General features: G+C 59.8%; 12 protein-coding genes. 9 read left to right on the top strand and 3 right to left on the bottom strand.

Features of this window, described 5'->3' with window-relative positions:
- Positions 1-223: 223 nt before the first annotated feature.
- The 3 genes from EA462_RS03695 (at position 224) to EA462_RS03685 (ending at position 4,759) form a co-directional block, all read left to right on the top strand.
- Positions 224-784: an LUD domain-containing protein gene (locus tag EA462_RS03695; protein WP_124177232.1), complete on the top strand. Its 561-nt coding sequence runs from the start codon at positions 224-226 to the stop codon at positions 782-784.
- Complete coding sequence (locus EA462_RS03690; RefSeq protein WP_124177231.1) at positions 784-3,021, top strand: LUD domain-containing protein; 2,238 nt, start codon at positions 784-786, stop codon at positions 3,019-3,021. The genes EA462_RS03695 and EA462_RS03690 overlap by 1 nt, the downstream gene beginning before the upstream one ends.
- A gap of 574 nt (positions 3,022-3,595) precedes the next feature.
- Positions 3,596-4,759: an acyl-CoA dehydrogenase family protein gene (locus tag EA462_RS03685; RefSeq protein ID WP_124177230.1), complete on the top strand. Its 1,164-nt coding sequence runs from the start codon at positions 3,596-3,598 to the stop codon at positions 4,757-4,759.
- A 288-nt stretch (positions 4,760-5,047) separates the two neighbouring features.
- On the opposite strand, the gene EA462_RS03680 is transcribed toward EA462_RS03685, so the two are convergent.
- Positions 5,048-7,033, bottom strand: coding sequence for an archaea-specific SMC-related protein (locus EA462_RS03680; protein ID WP_124177229.1), 1,986 nt, complete (start codon positions 7,031-7,033; stop codon positions 5,048-5,050).
- A 477-nt stretch (positions 7,034-7,510) separates the two neighbouring features.
- On the opposite strand from EA462_RS03680, the gene EA462_RS17515 reads away from it, so the two are divergent.
- A complete protein-coding gene (locus EA462_RS17515) occupies positions 7,511-7,894 on the top strand; it encodes a hypothetical protein (RefSeq protein WP_243641358.1) in 384 nt (127 codons plus the stop codon).
- A gap of 43 nt (positions 7,895-7,937) precedes the next feature.
- On the opposite strand, the gene EA462_RS03670 is transcribed toward EA462_RS17515, so the two are convergent.
- Positions 7,938-8,921 (bottom strand): succinylglutamate desuccinylase/aspartoacylase family protein, encoded by a 984-nt coding sequence (locus EA462_RS03670; RefSeq protein WP_124177228.1) that lies wholly within the window; start codon positions 8,919-8,921, stop codon positions 7,938-7,940.
- A 79-nt stretch (positions 8,922-9,000) separates the two neighbouring features.
- On the opposite strand from EA462_RS03670, the gene EA462_RS03665 reads away from it, so the two are divergent.
- Together EA462_RS03665 and EA462_RS03660 are read left to right on the top strand one after the other, a co-directional pair.
- The gene (locus EA462_RS03665; RefSeq protein ID WP_124177227.1) at positions 9,001-9,519 is read left to right on the top strand and encodes a peptidylprolyl isomerase; all 519 of its coding nucleotides are present in this window, start codon (positions 9,001-9,003) and stop codon (positions 9,517-9,519) included.
- Between the two features lie 265 nt (positions 9,520-9,784).
- Positions 9,785-10,294, top strand: a complete 510-nt coding sequence (locus EA462_RS03660) for a peptidylprolyl isomerase (protein WP_124177813.1) — start codon at positions 9,785-9,787, stop codon at positions 10,292-10,294.
- 63 nt (positions 10,295-10,357) lie between these two features.
- Here EA462_RS03660 and ahbB read toward each other — a convergent pair whose 3' ends face one another.
- Positions 10,358-11,398, bottom strand: a complete 1,041-nt coding sequence (ahbB, locus tag EA462_RS03655) for a siroheme decarboxylase subunit beta (protein ID WP_124177226.1) — start codon at positions 11,396-11,398, stop codon at positions 10,358-10,360.
- A 123-nt stretch (positions 11,399-11,521) separates the two neighbouring features.
- Between ahbB and EA462_RS03650 the strand changes: the two genes are divergently transcribed.
- From EA462_RS03650 to EA462_RS03640, 3 genes are all read left to right on the top strand, one after another.
- Positions 11,522-12,604 carry an anthranilate phosphoribosyltransferase gene (locus tag EA462_RS03650; RefSeq protein WP_124177225.1) on the top strand — a complete coding sequence of 361 codons (1,083 nt, stop codon included), beginning with the start codon at positions 11,522-11,524 and terminating at the stop codon, positions 12,602-12,604.
- Positions 12,605-12,873: 269 nt separating this feature from the next.
- On the top strand, positions 12,874-13,131 hold the full coding sequence (locus EA462_RS03645) for a hypothetical protein (RefSeq protein WP_243641357.1): 258 nt from the start codon (positions 12,874-12,876) through the stop codon (positions 13,129-13,131).
- 64 nt (positions 13,132-13,195) lie between these two features.
- Entirely contained in the window at positions 13,196-13,354 is a 159-nt protein-coding gene (locus EA462_RS03640; RefSeq protein WP_124177223.1) for an AbrB/MazE/SpoVT family DNA-binding domain-containing protein, read from the top strand.
- Positions 13,355-13,423 lie beyond the last annotated feature (69 nt).

Raw genomic sequence — 13,423 nt, 5'->3', positions numbered from 1 at the left:
GGTACGGTTTCAACGTCGACAGCATCGACGTCGACGCTCGAGGACGAACGAGCCGTCGCGTCAAAACACCCGATAGAACACCGGCGCGATCCGTGAGCGATCACTTCGTCCGGGACCGCGAGTTGATCCGGTACGATCGTGACGCTCCGAACCGGTAAACTGGCCGCCGTGCTGCCGTCACGTGACGAAAGAACAATGCTTCTGCGCTCCGATACGACGAACGATGGCAACTCGTCTCGAAGTGTTCGAGAACGCGATTCGGGAAACGAATGCGTCGGTAACCGTGGCGACGCCGGAAACAATTGACGAGATACTCTCGAAGGTCATCACTCTTCCGGCAGTCGGTGCTCCGCTTCCGTTCGACGACGTCTCGCTCGAACGGGTTTCCCCTTCGATCGACACCCGCCCGACTCGGATCCAACTCCTCGAGGCCGAGACCGGCGTCACCGGTGCGACGCTCGGTATCGCGTCCTACGGCTCGGTCGTTCTTCGGGCGACCGGCGACGTCGACGAACTCGCCGCGCTGTTTCCCGAGCGCCACGTCGTCCTCGTCCGCGAATGCGACGTCGTCGACGACATGGTGACGGCGTTCGACGAACTCGCACCGATCGTCGAAAGCGATGGGGCGGACGTGATCGTGGCGACGGGTCCGAGCGCGACCGCGGACATGGGCGCACTCGTCCACGGCGTCCACGGACCGACGGAGGTCCACGTCGTGATCGTTGCCACCGACGATGGGGGGATCGAAGAGGACGCAACGGACGACCCGGAGGGACGACACTGATGGCGTCGAATCGTGACGAGAAGGCGGCGGCGATCAGGCGGCTCCTCGAGACCGAGGGACCACACGTCGAGCGAGGGACACGCTCGTTCAACGAGGGACGCTACGCGACGGTCGAGGAGTTAGACGAGTACGAGGCGCTCAAAGACCGGGCGATGGCGATCAAGGACGACGCGATCGCACGCTTACCGGAGCTCGTCGATGACGTAACCGAGACGATCGAGGACAACGGTGGAACCGTCTACCACGCCGAGAACGCAGCCGACGCGAACGACTACGTCGAGCGGGTCGTCACCGATTGCGACGCCGAAACGGTCGTCAAGTCGAAGTCGATGACGACGGAGGAGATCGACCTCAACGACCGCCTCGAGGCGACGGGTGTGGCGGTCTGGGAGACTGACCTCGGAGAGTTCGTCCTGCAGGTGGCAGACGAGACACCGTCGCACATCGTCGCGCCCGCGATCCACAAGTCCCGCGAGGAGATCGCGACCCTGTTCAACGAGCACTACGATCTCGACCAGCCCCTCGAGACGGCCGACGAGTTGACCGCGTTCGCTCGGGACGTCCTGAGCGACGCCATCGAGGAGGCCGACGTCGGGATCACGGGTGCGAACTTCATCACGGCGGATACGGGAACGATGGCGCTGGTGACGAGCGAGGGGAACGCCCGAAAATGCGTCGCGGTTCCGGAGACGCACGTCGCCATCGCCGGCGTCGAGAAGATCGTTCCGTCGTTTCGAGACCTTCAGCCGTTCGTCGAACTCATCGGCCGATCCGGGACCGGTCAGTCGATCACGTCCTACGTCTCGCTGTTGACCCCGCCGGTCGATACGCCGGCGATTCCCGGAGATCTCGAAGGACCGATCGAGGACGGTGATATCGATCGGGAGTTCCACCTCGTATTGCTCGACAACGGACGGATGGCGATGCGCGACGACGAGCAGTTACGAGAGACGCTTCGCTGTATCCGGTGTTCGGCCTGTCTCAACTCGTGTGCGAACTTTCAGCAGGTGGGTGGACACGCCTTCGGCGGCGAGACCTACTCCGGCGGGATCGCCACCGGCTGGGAAGCCGGTGTTCACGGCGAGGAAAGCGCCGCGGAGTTCAACGATCTCTGTACCGGCTGCTCGCGCTGTATGAACCAGTGTCCGGTCAAGATCGATATCCCCTGGATCAACACTGTTGTCAGAAACCGGATCAACGACGGCGAGAGCCGGGGCCGGTTCGATCACCTGGTCGACGGACTCGTTCCCGACGAGGAAGCCTCGAGCTACCCCCTCCAGAAGCGATTCTTCGGGAACTTCGAGACGCTCGCGAGGCTGGGAAGTAAAACCGCACCCGTCTCGAACTGGGCGGTGAGGCTACCCGGTGCGAACGCGATCGTGGAGCGCCTTCTGGGGGTGGACGGACGGCGTGATTTTCCCGTCTTCGAGCGCGAGACGCTCGTCGACTGGTTCGAAACGCGAGGTGGCGAGGCTGCCTCGACGGCCCGAGCGAACCGCGCCCGCTCGGACACCCTCGAGTACGATCGGCGGGCCCTGCTCTATCCAGACGTCTACACGAACCACGTTCAGGTCGAACGCGGTGTAGCAGCCGTCCGCGTCCTCGAATCCCTCGGCGTTCCGGTCGCGGTTCCGGACGCGCCGGGCTCTGGTCGGGCACCCCTCTCGCAGGGGATGATCGCGACGGCCGAACGGAAGGCCGAGGCGGTCGACCGGGCGCTTCGGCGGTATCCGGAGTTCGAGTACGACGTCGTCGTCATCGAACCGAGCGCCCTCGCGATGTTCCGTAGCGAGTACGAGAAGCTACTCTCGCCGGCGGAGTACGAGCGGATTTCGGAACGAAGCTACGAGATACTCGAATACGTCTACGGATTGCTCGAGAACGGTGCGAACGCGGACGCCCTTCGAACGGGGGACGAAGACCTGGCCTACCACGGCCACTGTCAACAGCGCACTCTCGGCCTCGACTCACACACTGTCGCGGTCCTCGAACGAGTCGGCTACGCCGTGACGACCTCGAACGTCGAGTGCTGTGGAATGGCCGGTAGCTTCGGCTACAAGCGCGACTACTACGAGTTGAGCATGGCGGTCGGAGAGCGCCTCCGAGACCAGTTTACCACCGAAGAGACCGTCGGCCGAACGGTCGTGGCGTCCGGGACGTCGTGTCACGAACAGCTCGAGTCGTTGCTCGAGCGTCGACCGGTTCATCCCGTACAACTACTCGATCCGTCGTGTTGAAGGGAGCAAATCCCGTAACTGCAGTTCTGAGCATGATTTCTGAAGACCGACTGTCGCGGGTGTTGTTCAGCAGTACGTACCGTCTTCTGGCAGGTATTACAGGCGTATTGGTGTAAATCCATGCTGGATCTCCGTCCGCTTCCGTCGTATCGGTGCCGAAGAACGACTGGGCAGAAGTATGTGATAGAAAATATGTATCTTATCCTTATCAAATAATACATATTACTGTTAGAAAACGTGGTGTTTATTCAAGAGATACTATTCAACTGCTCTTTTAGCACTATAAGCTATGTAGGTCTTTTTTCAATTCTATCTGTCATGAAGTATTTAGAGGAGATCTATATTAAGATCATAATCATTATATGATCCCCTGAATCCTCACGTGATCGCTGACCAGTCGGGTCGATGACGCCGGATCTCGAACCGGTTACCACACGGGTGACTACCGGTCTCGAATCAACCGGAACGAGTTACTGTCGATTACGTCGGGTCACTCGATGGTGCAATCGGTGGGTCGCTGGTGAGGGGACAACGACCCAACAAACTCTATACGATTACTTCCGTAGGGTGGCGTATGCTCGATTTCGTTCGACTCGAAGCGGACGTAGGCGAGGAGGAACGACTCGTCCGTGATACGGCCCGCGAGTTCGTCGAGGACCGGGTCAAACCAACGATCGGGGATCACTTCGAAGAGGGGACGTTTCCTACCGAGTTGATCTCCGAGATGGGGGAGCTCGGTTTTTATGCCCCCAACCTCGAGGGGTACGGCTCACCGAACGTCTCTGAAACAGCGTACGGTCTCCTGATGCAGGAACTCGAGGCGGGCGATTCGGCAGTGCGTTCGATGGCGTCGGTCCAGGGTGCGCTCGTCATGTATCCGATCTCCGCCTATGGAACCGAAGCTCAAAAAGAGAAGTGGCTTCCGAGACTCGGAAACGGCGATTCCGTCGGCTGTTTCGGACTTACCGAACCCGAACACGGCTCGAACCCGGCGGGAATGCGGACCACTGCAGAGCGTGACGGCTCCGGATATCTTCTCGACGGATCGAAGACGTGGATCACGAACGCCCCGATCGCTGATGTCGCGGTCGTCTGGGCGCGCGATCGCTCGAGCGAGGGCGATCCAGTTCGTGGCTTTCTGATCGAAACCGACCGCGATGGTGTTACGACGAACGAAATCACCGGCAAGCTCTCGCTCCGAGCGTCGATTACGGGCGAGATCGGACTGAACGACGTGACCGTTCCCGAAGAAAACGTGTTTCCAGACGTCTCCGGAATGGCGGGGCCACTCTCCTGTCTCACGCAGGCCCGGTACGGCATCGCCTGGGGTGCCGTCGGCGCGGCCCGTGACTGTTTCGAGCAGGCACGAACGTACGCGCTAGAGCGCGATCAGTTCGGTGGACCGATCGCTCGGTTTCAGTTGCAACAGGAAAAGCTAGCCGAGATGGCGACACAGATTACGCTCGGACAGCTTCTCGCCTATCGTCTCGCTGATCTCAAAGAGCGTGACGAGCTGCGATCACAGCACGTCTCGATGGCCAAACGGAACAACGTTCGAACGGCACGAGAGACGTCGAGGCGGTCCCGCGAGATGCTCGGCGGAAACGGAATCACGACGGACTATTCCCCGATGCGACACATGGCGAACATCGAAACGGTGTATACGTACGAGGGTACCCACGACATCCATACGCTAATCCTCGGTGAGGAACTAACCGGGATCTCGGCGTATCAGTAGCGATAGCGACGTTGCGTTCGGCCGCGGGCGTTCACTCAAACCGAACCGGTTGATCGCTCGAGACCAACTAGTATGAAATCACTCGATTTTCCGGTTATGACAGAGAGTTCGTATAAGTTTCAGAGAGGGAAACGGTTCCAATTAGTCGGTGTACACAGCCTTCTCCGACGATTTCACAGGAATCGGTAGACTGTCGCTCATACCAGCCGCTGAAAAGCGTGATAAACTCGAAAAGCGTAGATATTCAGTGATTTGAAGCGTCAGTCGAACGGTTTCGCTTCGGATGCCTTATATCTCGCTGATCCGGTCGTGCGTTTCGTCGATCGCTTCGGCGTCTTCCGGTAGCAGGGCAACGACGAGGAAGTCCGTGTACTCCTCGAAGTACTCGACGAGGTCTGCGATCCGGTTCGAGTCGAGAGCCTCGAGCGAGTCGAGTACCATGAACGGAACGATATCGTACACCTCGTGTACCAGATAGCCGGCGAGTGCGAAGATCAGCCCCGTGACCTCTCGTTCACTCTCGCTCAGGTGATCGATCGTATCTTCGTATGTCTGTCCGCTTGACGTGCTACGAACGATGTGAAGATCGAACACCGTTTGCTCGACTTTCCGCCGACCATCCCGGACGGTTTCACCGACGCGTTCGATCCAGATTCGATCGATATTCTCGTACTCTAACACCTCGAGGACAGCATCCATGTGTTCGTTGAACGACTCTACTGCCTGTCGCTCGATGCGATCGATGCGCGTTCGAAGCTCCTCGAGGTCCTCTCGAATGTTTTCACGCCGGTCTTTCAGCTCGTCCTCTTCGCCGAGAGCGGACTCGACCTCTTCGATCTCTTCGGTGGTCGTCTCGAGTTCTCGTTCGAGTCGGCCAAGCGAGAACTCCAGGTCGTTCGCACGACGGTTGAGTTCGAGCAGGCCGCCGTCCTCGTCGTCCTCTTCGGCTTCGTCGTCGACTTCGGATTCCAACTCGGCAGCTTCGTCTTCGAGGGCGTCGATCTCGTCTTCGAGTTCCGCCTGCCGGGTTGTCAGGTCCTCGAGACGACCTTCGCGTCGGTCGATTTCGTTTTGAACATCCGTGAGTCGAGTTTCGATACGCTCGCGTCGCTTGCGCGTCTGATCGATCTCGCGGCGCTCGCTCCGAAGCGACGTGATCTGGTCTTCGAGATCGTCACGCTCGCCAAGTTTCGTCTCCTGTAGGGAGCGAAGTCGGTCGATCGTGTCTTCGATCTCCGTCCGCTGGACGTCACTTCCACAGGTCCAACACTGGACCGTTTCTTCGCCCTCGAGAAGCTGATCGGTAACGGTTCCGTCGGCCGCTGACGCGTCTTCACCGGCGAGTAGTCGACGGATTTCGGGATGTGCACCGTCGAGCATCTCTTCGTTGAACTGGACGATACTCTGAAGCTGATTTACGACGCTGTCGATCGACTGGGACCGCTGCTGGAGTCGATCGATCTCCTGGTCGATCTCGTCGCGGTTGAGCGAGTCGGACTCCGGAAGTTCCTCCGCCTCCTCTTCTAGTTCGTCGCGCTCCTGACGAAGCGCTGCCAGACTCTCGCGTTCGGTTTCGAGGTCGAATCGGACGTCCTCGAGTACGGAGCGCTGTTCTCGTAGCTCGCTCAGTTTCTCTTCGAGTTCGTCTTGTCCATCGCGACGGGTTTCCGTCTCGGCTTCGGTCTCTTCGATTTCGGTTTTGACCTCTTCGAGTTCGGATTCTTTCTCCTCGATCTGACTCTGGATGTCGGTTCGCTCTTGTTCGAGCTTCGGGAGCTCGTTTTTGAGCGAATCGAGGCGGTTAAGCTCGTCGGAAAGCTGCTCTTTTTCCGCAGTAAGTCGGTTGATCTCGGATTCGATCTCGTCGGTGTCGACGGGACGAAGCATTATTTCGCGGAGATCAGCGCCCGTGGTGACTGCACGCCGGGCCGGGTTCGACTCGAGCAAAAACGCGAAAAGATCCGCGAGTTTCGGATCATCGAGATAGGGTTCGCCACCCATGATCACGGATCCACCGCTTCGCTGGAGGGTCCGTCGATAGGTTTCGTCACCGATCTCGAGTTCGGCAAATCCCTCGTCTGCATCCGCCTTTAACGACGCTGATTCGCCGCCGAGAGCCGCCATGAACGCCTGGAGAAGCGACGTACGGTTCGTTGCGTTTCGACCCGCGAGAACCGTGATTCCCGACTCCAGTTCGACTGTCGTCTCTTCGATACCCCCAATATTCTGAGCTCGTAACTGAGCCTCTCGAGCAATAGGTTGCTGCGTAGCCATCATTCAAACAACTTCCCAGCTGAGTGATAAACCTTTGGTATCTTTCTCACCAAGATACACTTGCATATTGGCATGTGGGGGGAGATATGAATTATAATAAGATAACAGATATAGATGGAAAGTTTTTACTTATATCTGATTGGTCTGTCGTGGCTGATTTTTTGCAAGCCGTATCAGATTAGAGGGGGGCTCTAAGCGATCCTAGTGGGCGAGCAGATTTGCCGATATTCGGGAGACAGATACGCAGTGTTTTACTCGTATTTCACGGTTCTGGTGTGCGATAAGCTCCCCGTTCACCGCTCCTGACCCGGTTGGTCGACCGTACATTCGTGCTATCCAATATATTGTCAGGCTAGTAGTTTACCAAAATTATATTTTTCCAAATATTATAATTACAAACTCTACTCTATAATGGGTAATTCTCGAGATCGATCTACTGGACGAAAGTTTATAACCGATAGCGGGGCCAACATGTTCATGTCAGATCCAACGCGGCTGCGGCGACGATCGACTCTGTGTGCTCTCGCTGGAGCCGGCACAGCAATGCTCTCGGCCGTCGCATCCACGGAGGCTCGAGCCGAGGAAACGGATCGTGATCGTACCGACAGCGCTCGTGCACCGCCAGACCAACAGGGAGACCTCCTCTGTGATGCAGACCGGTACGTTGCCGTCGTCGACCGAATCGTCGACGGCGAACACGTCGTTTTGCTCCTCGAGGAAGACGGCACGACCGTCGACCAGCACGTCGCTTCAGTCGACGAATTCGATACGATTGCAGAGGGTGACATTCTGATCGTGCTCATCGGTGACGACGAACTGCTCTGGTATCGAATCGTTCCCGAGCGTCCGTCTCGCGAATAGAATCAACGAACACCGTCGTACGGCAACTACCGTCGGTGGACCGTTACGGTGGTTCTTCACGGATCGTTGCGAGGCTCGCGAGTTGATCGCCAGCGGTCACCGTCGCCTCCTGGTTGTGGGCGTACAACAACCCGCCTCGTTCGACGGTTGCCTCGTGTAGCGGTTCGTACGTCGTGGGATCGTAGACGGTTCCGATGGTCGTCCCCTGGCTCACCGACTCACCGACCCCGAGGGACGGAACCGGTCGAAACAGGCCGGACTCCTCTGTGGTGACCTGCCCGAGGTAGTTCCGGGCGAGTGTGCGTCCGGTGACCGCCACTTCACCGGGGATCATCTCGAGGTGTCGGAGGACATCGAGAAGGCCATCGACGCCGTCCTCGACGGCTGGTTCGACGATCTGCTTGTTGTGAGCGAGTTCGGGCGTGATCGATGGAATCCCCTCGTTCGACGCAGCGACCCGAAGCTTCCCCGCGAAGTCGCGTCGGTGCCATTCGTCCGTGGCATCGTCGTCGGCGGGTTCCGACAACACCAGACCGTTCCCGAACGCATTCGCGAGCGAACGGGATCGATCGTCTCCCTCGAGATAGACGACGTGAGAGAGCATGTCCGGGCTGCCCGTGTGGAGATCGACGACGGCGTCGGCTGAGTCGACGAACTCCCAGAGGCGGGCGGCCATGCGCTCGTGAAGCGTTCCTCCGGCGTCGCCCGGCCAGACGCGGTTCATGTTAGGGTTGACGCTGTCGAACGCTTCGGGTGTCGTGTAGGAAATGCGATCGAACGTGAGTGGGTTTGCAACGGGAACGGCGATCACCGTTCCGGAGAGCGACTCGAGGGGGATTCGACCGTGGAACCGCCGGAGGAGTTCGGTTCCGTTCACTTCGCGACCGTGCTGGGCTGCCTGGACGTAAACCGTCGGCCCATCGCCATCGGCGGAACCACGATACGTATGGGCCGTCGTCGTGAGTTCGACGCCCGACGGCAATCGTGCGAGCGTCAGTTTCTCGACCGAATGCGTCCCGGTACTCATGGCTTTCCCTTCATCGGCCTGGGATATGTACCTGACTCGAGACCACTACCGTTTTGGGTCGCCGCCTCGTCGTCGGCGTATGGGAAACGTTACTGCAACCCTGCACACGAGTGAGGGCGACATCGACGTCGAACTGTACGACGAACGCGCACCTCGAACCGTCGATAACTTCGTCGGTCTCGCCACCGGCGGACAGAGCTGGACCGATCCAGAGACCGGTGACGAAATCGAAGGCGAACCACTGTACGACGATATCCTCTTTCATCGAATCATCGACGGCTTCATGATTCAGGGTGGCGATCCGACCGGAACCGGTCGTGGGGGTCCCGGCTACCAGTTCGACGACGAGTTCCACGAGGAGCTTCGTCACGACGACGCCGGCGTCTTGAGCATGGCGAACTCCGGACCGGATACGAACGGGTCGCAGTTTTTCATCACGCTCGACGCTCAGCCACACCTCGACGACCGTCACGCTGTCTTCGGAAAAGTCGTCGACGGGATGGACGTCGTCCGCGAGATCGGTGACGTCGACACCGACGAAAACGACCGCCCGACGGAGGATGTCCTCCTCGAGTCGGTTTCGATCGACTACGAGTAGACACGATCTCCGATCGGTTCGGAACCGATAGTCCGCCGCTGTCGATTAGTATCATTATTGTCTCGCCGGATCACACTCGAGTATTCACCGACGAACGTTAGTGGCTGCGGGGGCCACGTGTTTTGGCGGCGTCGTCGCCGGGTGCTCGGGCTCGGGCAGCGACGGGACTGACGATGGAACAGCGGACGGGGAGACCGGCGGAGCGCACGCCGACGACGGGTCGGACGCCGACACCGACGTGGGCGACAGCGCGGATACTGACGGATTGGCCGCGACATTGCACACGAGCGAGGGAGACGTCGCCGTCGAACTGTACGACGAGCGCGCGCCACGGACCGTCGATAACTTCGTCGGCCTTGCGACCGGCGAGCGCGAGTGGACCGATCCGGAGACCGGCGACGAAATCGAGGAGGAACCGCTGTACGACGACGTTCTCTTCCACCGAGTTATCGAGAGGTTCATGATCCAGACCGGCGATCCGACCGGAACGGGACGCGGCGGCCCCGGCTACCAGTTCGACGACGAGTTCCACGAGGAGCTTCGTCACGGCGACGCTGGCGTCTTGAGCATGGCGAACTCCGGACCGGATACGAACGGGTCGCAGTTTTTCATCACGCTCGACGCTCAGTCACACCTCGATGACGATCACACGGTCTTCGGAAAAGTTTTCGACGGGATGGACGTCGTCCGCGAGATCGGTGACGTCGACACCGACGAAAACGACCGCCCGACGGAGGACGTCCTCCTCGAGTCGGTTTCCGTTCACGGGAACTGATTCCAACCGAGTCAGCTCTCGAGGCGAAACCGTCCCTTCCACGAAGCGATCGCCTCGTCGTGCTCACGAGGGCAGAATTTCGTCGTAGCGAGCCCCCGTCTGCTTCAACGTCTCCGTCGAGTAGAGGCGCTCGTGTTCGACTGGAAGATGTTTCGTGGCCAATTCGTCGATCTTCTCCTCGACGGCTCCGGGATCGCGGCCGTGAATCATCGTAAACAGGTTGTACGACCACTTCTGGTCGGGACGACGGGGACGATGATAACAGAGGGTGACGTAGGGAAGCGCGCCGACGCGTTCGCCGCGCTCGTGGAGTTCGTCGTCTGGGACGTCCCAGACGACCATGCAGTTCGAGTCGAAGCCGGTGACGACGTGGTTTACGATGCACCCGATTCGCTTGATACAGCCGCTCGCTTTCAGCCGGGAGATTCCCGTAAGTACCGCCTCGAGGTCCGCTTCGAGGTCGTCCGCGATCTCTCGATATGGCGTCGCGGAGAGGGGAAACCCGTCCTGGATCGCGAGCAGGAGGTCAGCGTCGAACGACGAAAGGTCACCGGTCGCTTCCTCGCTGATTCGGGTCGCTGAGGAGTCCGTACGCTCCGCTACGGATTCGCGGGCGAACCGGTCCGTGTTGACGACCGGGAACTCGAGGTCGATGTAGTAGTCCGTCAGCATCGGGAGATTCAGAACGGAACAGCCGGTACGGCGCTCGATTTCGTCGATGATCTCGTCTCGCGTGTCGCGCGAGCCGGTGGTGAGGACGAACCACATGTTCCAGTCGTGATCGCGGGCGTAGTTGTGGTTAACCTGTCTGTACTCGTTGATGGTCGTCGCGATCTCGTCGAATCGCTCTTCGGGTGCCTGGACGGCCGCGAGCGTCGAGGAGCCGATAACTGGGGGGTTGAGAACCGCACCGAACCGGCGGACGATTCCGAGCCCGGAGAGACGCCTCACTCGCTCGAGTGCGTCGAGTTCGTCGACCCCCACCTTCGCTCCGATCCGTTCGAACGGTCTGGGATCGACCGGAACATCGCTCTGGTAGCCGTCGATGATGGCGGCGTCCACCTCGTCGATCTCGTCGCGCCAGTCCCTCGAGAGACTGCTCATTATCGGGTATAGGGAGGTTCGGAAGGTATCGTTTTCGGGTTCGTCTCCGCTCGAGCGCTGTACGGCCACATTCGAGCGGTACGGAAGCGGGAGGCTTTTGCGCCAGCTATCCGTACGATGGGTATGGCTCAGGCAACCCAGGAGTTCGGTGAGTGGCCGTTGAAACGGCTGATGACGGAGGTCGTCGGATCCGGGCACAAATCCGCCGACGACATGACGCGCGAACAGGCTCGCGAGGCCTTTCAGCGAATTCTCGCGGGTGAGCCGGACGAGACGACGCTCGGTGCGTTCTGGCTTGCGAACCGATGGAAGCGAAACACGCCCGAAGAGCTCGCGGCCTACACCGACGTCATGCGCGAGGAATCGGTCGTCACTGGCGAACCCGACTGCGATCCCGTCGACTGTGGTGCCAACTACGACGGCAAACACACCTCGGCCGTTCTCGGCGTCGGTGCCGGCGTCGTCGCTGCCGCCGCGGGGACCCCGGTCGTGGTCCACTCGGGGGATCGCGTCCCGACCCAGAAGGCGACGGCGTACAAACACGTGCTCGACGATCTCGACGTGCGGACGGAACTCGAGCCGACCGAAAGCGCCGAGATGGTCGACGAAACCGGCTTCGGGTTCTACTATCAGCCCGCGTTCAATCCCGGTATCGACGATCTCTCCGATCGGCGCGATCAGATGGGCGTTCGGGTGTTCGTCAACACCGTCGAGACCGTCGCGAATCCGGCGAACGCCGACGTTCACCTCGGCTCGTTCTACCATCTGGCGTTCGCAAAGAAGATGACCGAGCTGCTCAAAGAGAGCGCCGAACTATCGTTCTCTCGAGCCATCTTCTTCCAGGGAATGGAAGGGTACGACGACGTTCGACCGGGATACACGAAGGTAGCAGAGTGGGACGGACGCGGGGAGGGTGGTTCGGAGTCCTTCGACGATTACGAGATCGAGACCGGAACGTACGGCATGGAGATGGAAAGCGACGATCTCGCCGTCGAGGACGTGACAGCGGACTCGGCCGCGATTACGACGGACGTGCTGGCCGGCGAGCGCGACGACCACTTCGCGGATGCGATCGCACTCAACGGCGCGTTCCGAATGTACGCCCGCCAGGACGTCGACAGTCTCGAGGACGGCCTCGAGCGAGCGCGCGACGCCATTGCCGACGGCAGCGCCCGTGCGGTTCTCGAGGAACTACAGCAGTTCTGATACGGACTGCTGTGAGTCATTTCCGGAGCGACCGCGAGACGGTGTCCGGTCGCTCCGGTAAACAGTTACAGCAATCCGCATGAGGGAACTACTGTCACTCGGTCTCGGTGTGAACGCACACCGCTCGTGATTGTACCGGGAGACGGGGACAGCGCTCGGTCCGGTGCGAACCGTGCGAACCGGTCGTAGAATATCCTCCCAGTAATTATAAGACAGGATCACTCTTTCAGTACGCTATGTGCCGGGAGTTGCGGCGTGAACCGTCGTGGGTGGCAGCGATTCGCCTCGCGTTTTTGCAGGGTCGAGTCGACGTCGAGAGCGTCGTCGAGGAGGCGAACCTGGTCCCCGGCAAGGAACGGACCGTCCGCGACGTCCTCTCGACGATGGCGGAGCGTGGCGTCCTCGAGGAACTCGATGGACGGGACTGTTACGTTCCCGGTCCGGTTCTGGTCGAGTCGGACCGGTACGATCTGGACTTCGAACGAGCGACGGATGGCGGCGCTCACCGCTGGAACTCGGCGGATTGATTCGAATGGGTCCGACGATTGCATAGCGAAAGCTATGTAGTTGCTACGCGAAAACGTAGTGGTAATGGGCCGTCTCGCCGATACGAAAGTCTCAGAAAAGAACCTGACGACCGTCCCGAAACCGGTTCGAAACTTCCTCGACGTCGGTGCGGGTGATCGCGTCGAATGGCACGTCGAGGACGGACGGATCATCGTGGAAAAACAATCGACGACCGACCCCTGAGAAAGACGGCAGTTCTTCCTGAAGGCGGACACTGGTACGGGCCGAGAGTGGATATGCTGGTCGCCGTTT

This window comes from Natrarchaeobius halalkaliphilus (assembly GCF_003841485.1).
Classification (GTDB): Archaea; Halobacteriota; Halobacteria; order Halobacteriales; family Natrialbaceae; genus Natrarchaeobius; species Natrarchaeobius halalkaliphilus.
Note: the sequence above shows the minus strand (reverse complement) of the source record. Positions and strands in the feature narration are given on the sequence as shown.